Source organism: Methanocalculus sp., assembly GCF_029762515.1.
Taxonomy (GTDB): Archaea; Halobacteriota; Methanomicrobia; order Methanomicrobiales; family Methanocorpusculaceae; genus Methanocalculus.
Genome location: NZ_JARVGN010000106.1, coordinates 1 through 5,970, shown reverse-complemented (window position 1 = coordinate 5,970; position 5,970 = coordinate 1). Strand labels below are relative to the sequence as shown.

Genomic DNA, 5,970 nt, shown 5'->3' with positions numbered 1-5,970 from the left:
AACACTGATGGAACACCAGAGTTTTATCCTCCGTCAGGTATGCGGAACCGATCCCTGCCCGATTGAATCCGAACAAATCAGTTCAAAAAGGTAAATACAATGACAAACGCTGCGTATAATGTCCTCAGGATTCTCGATCGTTCCGGGGAAAAGATCTCCGGTGAAAAGATTAGTAAGGAACTCGGCATCAGCAGATCTGCAGTCTGGAAACATATCCAGGAACTCCGTGATCTCGGATATGAGATTGACGCATCCCAGAAAGAAGGATATAATGTTGCACAGCGCACAAAGCGTCTTCTCCCCTATGAGATCAGGCGGCACCTGAAAACAAAAAGGATCGGGTCAGATCTTCACTATGCCATTACCACCCCCTCGACAATCTGGCTCGGTAAGCAGATGATGCGTGAGATAGATGATGAGATTGAGGAGGGGCTTGTCATCATTGCCGAGGAGCAGACAGGTGGTATCGGGAGGCTCGGACGATCATGGGCATCTCCTGCCGGAGGAGTCTGGACAACAATCCTCCTGAAGCCGGAGATTCCGATCTCACGTGCCTACATGATCATGATGGCAGCCTCAGTAGCAGTTGCACGTGCTATCAGGAAAGAATATGATATCGGAGCTTTGATCAAATGGCCAAATGATATCTTCATTGGAGATAAAAAGGTCGCAGGCATGCACCTTGAACTCTCAGCCGAAGCGGATGTGATACATTACTGCCTCCTGAGTATCGGAATTGATGTGAATGTCTCGGTATCCGATCTTATGCCGGTATTAAACCGGGAAGTCACCTCCATCTCTGAAGAGCTCGGATATGAAGTCGACAGGGCAAAATTCCTTGCAAGGGTGCTGACGGAGTTTGAACGCCGGTATAATCTTCTTGAGCGGAGTGAATTTGAGGCCCTCATACGTGAATGGAAGAGCCTCTCCTGCACACTTGAACAGAGGGTAGAGATCCGGACACTCAAAAAGACATTTGAAGGTGAAGCAATCGATCTGGATGAGCATGGTGCCCTCATTATCCGGAAAGATAACGGGAAGATTGAGCGTGTCATCGCCGGAGATTGCTATCTTCTCTAAACCTCATTTTTTTCACACCATATTTTTTATCGTAAACCATCAAATGATGATCAGGTTGACGATGTATGGCAATATCAGATATGCACAAATGCTGACGAGAACAGCAACATTCACCGCACTTATTGCAATCAGTGGATGGATTTCCATAACCATTCCATTCCTCCCTCTCGTTCCCTTCACACTCCAGACACTCTTCATCCTCCTTGCGGCAGTTGTTATGAAGAGGTATGCAGTCCTGCCGGTTGCCCTGTATGTCCTTCTTGGGATCTGCAACCTTCCGGTTTTTCATAATGGAACAGCGGGGATTGGAGTTCTCCTTGGACCCACAGGAGGGTATATCGTCGGTTTTATTCCCGCAGCACTAATAGCCGGGCTTCTGCTGGAAAAAGATATTAAATTTATTGGTATTGCAGCGATTACAGCTGCCAGCATCATGATTTATGCACTGGGTACTGCATGGCTCTCGGTTTCAACCGGAATGCCATTTGCTGCAGCAGCCATGATCGGTGTCATTCCATTCATTCCGGGTGACATAATCAAAGGTGCAGCAGCACTTGCCATTGGGAAAAGGATTGCATGATATCAATTGAGGATCTTTCCCATGGCATACTCCGCATCCCCTCATTTGAGATATCCAGTGGCATAACAACAGTTCTCGGTCGGAATGGAGCGGGGAAGACGACACTGCTCTCTCTCTGTGCCGGAGTCTGCCTCCCGGATCATGGAAGGGTTCACATAGACACCCTCTCCCCGAGATCGCTGGATATAGGGTGGGTATCCGAGTTCCCTGACAGAAATATCCTCTTTGATCAGGTCTTCAATGAGATTGCGGCGCCACTCAGATTCCGCCATGATTCGATCGAACAGATTAAGGAACGAACAGCAGAGATTGCAGATCGGCTTTCAATTACGCATCTTCTGGATAGAAAGACCCGGACACTTTCGGGTGGGGAGAAGGTGCTTGTCGCCCTTGCCTGTGCTCTTGTTATCGATCCCATTCTCCTCGTTATCGATGAGGCGGACTCACACCTTGACAGTGAAACCGCATGGAGGGTTCAGGAGGCAATACGCTTCCATCCCCCGGATTATATCCTCCAGAGCAGCCAGTACAGGGATGTTGCAGCAGAATCTGATCACATATTGTTTCTTTTAAATGGGAAGATTAGCCGGGATGATCAAAGATGAAAGTCGGGTTGGATGAGATCACATTCCAGCAGGGGAGATTCGCCCTCTCAGTGAATCAGGAATTTGTTCCCGGTATCTACCTTATTACAGGTCCCATCGGATCGGGGAAGAGCACGCTCTCTCTCATCCTCTCCGGACACCTCCCGCCGGATTCAGGGAGTATTCATAAAACCGGGATCACCTCGGAAGCCATCTCACTACAGTTTCCGGAGTACCATATCACCGGGGCAACCGTACTTGAAGAGATCCGATCGTGGGGCGTGGATCCGGATATGATAGAGAGTGCAATCCTGCCGAAAACACTCTATCACCGTGACCCGCTTCAGCTCTCCCGGGGAGAATTAAAGAGACTCAGCCTCGCATGTCTCTTCGCCAGAGAACCCGATCTCCTCATTCTTGACGAGCCCTTCTCTTCCCTTGACGCCGAAATGAAGCAATGGCTCTGTACGATGATTGAAAGGAGAAGATCAGGTATAACCATCATCTTTACCCATGAACGTGAGATCCTTCCTGATACTGCATTTCATCTCAGTATGAGAAACGGCTCTCTCTATCCGGGAGACGCTGTTTCTGGAATCCTGAAAGGAGCCGTTGAGATTCCCACAGATGTCGGGGAGAAGCCTCCTTTTTTTGGAGATGGGCGTCTCAGGCTGCTCTCTGTGATCCTCCTCTCGCTCGGAGCATTTCTCACGATTGGAGGGGCAATCCTTGCATTACTCTGGTGGGTTGTTGCCTGTTGGCGCAGGTGGGAGATTCCAAACAAGCATCTCATACTCGCTCTTGGAATGCTCATCCTCCTGCCGGCTCTCGTAACAGAATTTTTTACGGGGGGTGGATTATCCTATGGTATCAGGATGGGAGTGATTCTCTTCATCTCATTCTGGGTATATACGGATTATCGGGGGGGAGAAATGCTGGATCTCTTTGTCTGGGCTGGATCAGAACGAAAAGGTTTTGATATCGGGCTTGCGGCTGAGATGGCGATGCAGGGGATATACCTCGCAGGCTCAGATCTTCAACAGATTCGAAGGGCATATTCAATTAAAGGATTGAAAATTGGAGTTAAAACATTCATTCCTGCTGCCATATCATTGCTCCTGATGCATATACGCCGATCAGATGAGACTGCCCTCCTTCTCGCACTCAGGGGTTTCAATGGGGGGGGTACCTATGTACCTTGTTTTCCTGGGAGAAAAAGGGACTTCCTACTTACTTTAATTGCCATAATTCCCTTGTTTTACAGTTTACTGTCATTTTAGAGAATTATTTATACTATCAGGTGTAATTTCTGAGAGGCTCGATTTTTAACAATTCCTCAGCCCACGAGGTGTTTAGATGACGAAATCAAAAGATTCCAGAGTATACATCACAGATACCACGCTGAGGGATGCACATCAATCGCTCATCGCAACCCGCCTTCAGACTGAAGACATGATACCGATTGCCAAAGAGATCAATAAAATCGGTTTCTTTTCTGTGGAGGCGTGGGGTGGTGCTACATTTGATAGCTGTATCCGCTTTTTAAATGACGATCCATGGATGCGTCTTCGTTCACTCAAGGAAGTGCTGCCGGATACACCGATTCAGATGCTCCTGCGGGGGCAGAACCTTGTCGGGTACAGGCATTACCCCGATGACGTTGTGGAGCGTTTTGTCACAGCAGCCCATTCAAATGGCGTCGATATATTCAGAATATTCGACGCACTGAACGATATTCGGAATATGAAGAGCTCCATGAAGGTTGTTTCCGATCTTGGAGCACATCTGCAGGGAGCAATATCCTATACGACGAGCCCTGTACATTCCATATCAACGTTCATCGATATGGCTGAGGAGCTCTATTCACATGGATGCGATTCGATCTGCATCAAGGATATGGCAGGGCTGATCATGCCAAAAACCACCCGTGAGCTTATCCAGGGGATTAAGAAGCGTGTGGATGTGCTGGTTGATCTCCACAGCCACTCTACAAGCGGCATTGCTCCGATGAGTTACCAGGCGGCAATTGAAGCGGGAGTTGATATTCTTGATACCGCGATGTCACCATTTGCATTTGGGACATCGCAGCCAGCCACCGAAAGTATTGTTGCTTCGGTGATCGGCACACCGCGTGAGACAGGAATCGATCTCCTGGCACTCCGAAAGGTTCGGAACCTCTGTATGGATGTCAGGAAGAAGTACAATGCCCTTGTTGATCCCATCTCCGAGCGGATTGATAGCGACGTCCTTGTCTATCAGCTGCCGGGCGGAATGATCTCAAACCTCGTCTCCCAGCTCAAGGAGCAGGATGCAATCGATAAACTCCAGGCAGTCTTTGATGAGATCCCACATGTGCGTAAGGATCTCGGATACCCTCCACTTGTCACCCCCACAAGCCAGATTGTCGGCACACAGGCTGTTCTGAATGTTCTGATGGGCGGGCGGTACCAGAATGTCACCAAAGAGGTGAAGGATTATGTACATGGCCTGTATGGACAGCCGCCTGCACCAATTCCTGATGCAATCCGGCAACAGATCATCGATGGGGAAGAGATGATTACAGTACGGCCGGCAGATCTGCTTGCGCCGATCTATGAGAGCATGAAGAAAGAGGCAACGGACATGGGTCTTGTCAAAAAAGAAGAGGATGTCCTGACATATATCCTCTATCCGGCGATTGCCCCTGCATTTCTCAGAGGAGAGAAGACCCCCGAGCCTATACCTGTTCCAAAGAAGGAGGGATCAGGATCTGTTGATTTCCCCCACGCGATGGAAGTTGAAGTTGATGGGGAGATCTTCTCTGTCAGGATCGTATCGGTTGAAGGGAGTGCATTGTCTTCTCCGGTTGGCAGTTCCACTAAATCACAGATCCCACGCGGGGATCTCCCCGGCGGTATCAAGAGCAATATGCAGGGGATGGTTCTTGATATCAAGGTGAGTCTCGGTCAGGAGGTGAAGAAAGGAGATACACTGGTCATCCTTGAAGCGATGAAGATGGAGAACCCGATTCACAGCCCTGTTGATGGAAAGGTCCAGGAGATCTTTGTCGATGCCGGAGCGGTCGTACAAAACGGAGATATTTTACTGGTGGTCCAATGACCTTCTTTGATAAGGTACTCATCGCAAACCGGGGCGAGATCGCTATCCGTATTATGCGTGCCTGCAGGGAACTGGGTATTGAGACGGTTGCAATCTATTCAACCCCCGATAAAAATGCACTCCATGTGAAATATGCCGATGAAGCATTTCACATCGGAGAAGCACACCCCTCGAAGAGTTATCTGAATCGGGATCGAATCATTGAGGTTGCCACACTCTGTGAGGCAGAGGCGATTCACCCCGGATATGGTTTTTTAGCTGAGAATTATCATTTTGCTGAGAATGTGGAGCAGGCAGGCATCACATTCATCGGACCATCTTCAAAGACCATTCACATGATGGGATCAAAACTCGATTCCAAAGAGGCGATGAGCTCTGCCGGGGTTCCGGTTCTGCCCTGGACAAAGGGGGGAGTCACATCGACTGAGGCAGGCATTGCTTTTGCAGAAGAGATTGGATACCCCGTTATTGTGAAGGCAAGCGCCGGTGGCGGCGGAATCGGAATGCAGATCGTCAGGGACAGTTCCGGCATTGCCGAGGCGATCGAGAAAGGAATGCGGATCGCTCAGTCTGCTTTTGGAGATCCGACAATCTTCATCGAAAAATACCTTGACAAGCCCCGCCATA

6 protein-coding genes are annotated in these 5,970 nt (G+C 49.2%); all 6 read left to right on the top strand.

Translation table 11 applies throughout. From position 1 onward, the window contains the following. Positions 1-99 precede the first annotated feature (99 nt). A complete protein-coding gene (locus QCH34_RS05200) occupies positions 100-1,080 on the top strand; it encodes a biotin--[acetyl-CoA-carboxylase] ligase (protein ID WP_300331203.1) in 981 nt (326 codons plus the stop codon). Between the two features lie 88 nt (positions 1,081-1,168). Beyond that, complete coding sequence (locus tag QCH34_RS05195; RefSeq protein ID WP_300331200.1) at positions 1,169-1,660, top strand: biotin transporter BioY; 492 nt, start codon at positions 1,169-1,171, stop codon at positions 1,658-1,660. After that, positions 1,657-2,265 (top strand): ATP-binding cassette domain-containing protein, encoded by a 609-nt coding sequence (locus tag QCH34_RS05190; RefSeq protein WP_300331197.1) that lies wholly within the window; start codon positions 1,657-1,659, stop codon positions 2,263-2,265. Before QCH34_RS05195 ends, QCH34_RS05190 begins: the two co-directional genes overlap by 4 nt. Further along, positions 2,262-3,524 carry an ATP-binding cassette domain-containing protein gene (locus QCH34_RS05185; RefSeq protein WP_300331192.1) on the top strand — a complete coding sequence of 421 codons (1,263 nt, stop codon included), beginning with the start codon at positions 2,262-2,264 and terminating at the stop codon, positions 3,522-3,524. The genes QCH34_RS05190 and QCH34_RS05185 overlap by 4 nt, the downstream gene beginning before the upstream one ends. Before the next feature lie 76 nt (positions 3,525-3,600). Continuing rightward, positions 3,601-5,343, top strand: coding sequence for a pyruvate/oxaloacetate carboxyltransferase (locus QCH34_RS05180; RefSeq protein ID WP_300331188.1), 1,743 nt, complete (start codon positions 3,601-3,603; stop codon positions 5,341-5,343). Then, a partial coding sequence (locus QCH34_RS05175; RefSeq protein ID WP_300331185.1) for a biotin carboxylase N-terminal domain-containing protein occupies positions 5,340-5,970 on the top strand: 631 nt, incomplete at its 3' end. The genes QCH34_RS05180 and QCH34_RS05175, both read left to right, overlap by 4 nt.

Bases quoted from the DNA above. Each gene is read 5' to 3' on its own strand.
- QCH34_RS05200 (WP_300331203.1), top strand. From the start codon at position 100: ATGACAAACGCTGCGTATAATGTCCTCAGGATTCTCGATCGTTCCGGG.
- QCH34_RS05195 (WP_300331200.1), top strand. From the start codon at position 1,169: ATGCTGACGAGAACAGCAACATTCACCGCACTTATTGCAATCAGTGGA.
- QCH34_RS05190 (WP_300331197.1), top strand. From the start codon at position 1,657: ATGATATCAATTGAGGATCTTTCCCATGGCATACTCCGCATCCCCTCA.
- QCH34_RS05185 (WP_300331192.1), top strand. From the start codon at position 2,262: ATGAAAGTCGGGTTGGATGAGATCACATTCCAGCAGGGGAGATTCGCC.
- QCH34_RS05180 (WP_300331188.1), top strand. From the start codon at position 3,601: ATGACGAAATCAAAAGATTCCAGAGTATACATCACAGATACCACGCTG.